Raw genomic sequence first — 1,941 nt, forward strand, 5'->3', positions numbered from 1 at the left:
GCATTGAAGTCTATCGATTTGATGTGGATGGTGGTACTCAGCTGTATATGGGCGTAGCGGCGTCGGGCGATATTATTAATATTTCAGCGCGGATTGATGATATTCCAAAAGGGCCGATTATTCATGCGGGACCCTCACCTCTGCCTCAAAAAGTCGAGAAACCGGAAGGTTTTGCTATTCATGATTTCGATTATCGTCCTGAAACACTGCCGATTGCGGATGATGGAATTGTTTGGCGTCATACGGGACACGATGTTGAACCTGTCGATTTTCGCGATTATATTCTGACGGTTGAGAGAAAGGATGTAAAACCTGCTTATGTAAGCTTACGCGGTAAATCAGTTGAAGAAAAACTCAAGGCTCGTGGATATGATGATGTTATTATTAATGAGAATGGTGGATTAGACTATTCGAAAAGCAAGGCATTATATCATAATCCTGATAGATTGAAGCCAGATGGTACTCCAGTTGAGCCTATAGTAAAAATTAAGTATACAGGTAATTATCCTGATGATTTTGAAGCTGCAAATATGGCTGGATTTGGACAAAAATCCACACCTATGTTAGATGGGGAACGTTATCTTTGGCACCACCTAGATGATTATGATCCAATTACTAATGAAGGTACTATGCAGCTAGTTGTTTCGGATTCTCATAATGGGATTCAGCATAAAGGTGGAGTGAGCCAATTCAAGGACACAAATAATGTTAGTGAATATCCATTTAGATTACCCAATAAATAAGGAGCCAATTATATGACAATAGAATTAGTGTTTCCTGAAAAAAGCTTATCTAATGATGAGTTAAATCAATTTGAATTGTTGTTTATAGCTAAATTGCCAGAAGCATTTAAGCGACACTATCTTACCATTAATGGTGGCTTTATTGGTGAAGATTCCAATATAAATTCTTATTTTGGAGGATTTAACTCTATAAAGTATGGAAAGTTACCTATTGAAAAGCTTATTGAGGATATTGGTGATTTGGATGTAATACTGAATAATAAATCAGTACACTATGAGCAGGGAAGTTTTATACCCTTTGGTTATGATAATGGGGGAAATACCTTGCTTTTATCCCTTAAGAAGGATAGTTATGGCGAAGTTTACTTTCACTCTTATGATGGTTTATTCCAAAAGGAATATAGTAATTTTGAATCTTTTTTGAATGATGTATTTGGAAATGATTATTATTAAGATATATAAAAATAAACTAGTGTCGTAGAATTTTCACTTTATAAATGACTAATTCAGATATGATTCTTTTATAGATTACCAGTCTAGTAAAATATTTTATCATTTGATAAAAAAACATTTTTCGTTGACGTTTTAGAAAAAGGTCGAGCAGATTTTAGTGAAACTGTATCAGGAGAAATATCTTAATGCGTAGCACCGTAAACAGCAGAAAAATCATTTTAAAAAATGATACGACGAATACTGGTGGTACGGTGCTGACTGCTTCTTCTCTCGCCAAGCAAACTCAAGGCGTAGCTTGTGTGGGTGACTCTGTTTATTGCCCTTCGTGCAAAAAAACAGGCACTATTGTTGAAGGTGATAGCTTAATGAAAATTAATGGTATCCCTGTCGCGTTAGAGGGGCATAAAGTCGCTTGTGGTTGCTCTGGTGGGAGCGTACTTGTTGCTGTGAGCTAAATGTAGGTTTAATTTTAACGGTGTTCTAACTCATCTATATACCCGAGCTGAAAGTGCGCCCGTTTACCTTAGGTGAGCATTTGCAAATGGCGTGGGCGCGCTCGGATAACTGCATCGAACTGATGGCAGAAAACCTCGCCTGTGGATTGTGGGAGAACCAACCTGACAATGCGTTGGCGCTCGATACGCCTGTAGGGCAATTGCATGAACGTTTGGTGGGTTGGTTGCACCTCTTCCCCATTTCAGACGGTCACGTTTCCACACGTACCCTCGCCCAGTTTACCGACTAC

The 1,941-nt window shown here is 38.4% G+C and carries 3 protein-coding genes and 1 pseudogene; all 4 read left to right on the top strand.

Translation table 11 applies throughout. The features are described 5' to 3' along the window. Positions 1-743 (top strand): HNH endonuclease signature motif containing protein (locus AC3Z9T_RS21345; RefSeq protein ID WP_490128058.1); only part of this gene is annotated, 743 nt, incomplete at its 5' end. 12 nt (positions 744-755) lie between these two features. Beyond that, positions 756-1,196, top strand: coding sequence for an SMI1/KNR4 family protein (locus tag AC3Z9T_RS21350; RefSeq protein ID WP_490128059.1), 441 nt, complete (start codon positions 756-758; stop codon positions 1,194-1,196). A 185-nt stretch (positions 1,197-1,381) separates the two neighbouring features. Beyond that, positions 1,382-1,651 carry a PAAR domain-containing protein gene (locus AC3Z9T_RS21355; RefSeq protein WP_490128060.1) on the top strand — a complete coding sequence of 90 codons (270 nt, stop codon included), beginning with the start codon at positions 1,382-1,384 and terminating at the stop codon, positions 1,649-1,651. Positions 1,652-1,737: 86 nt separating this feature from the next. Next, a pseudogene (locus AC3Z9T_RS21360) lies at positions 1,738-1,941 on the top strand (DUF4123 domain-containing protein); the annotation flags it as partial.

This window comes from Providencia sp. 6390, assembly GCF_058148425.1.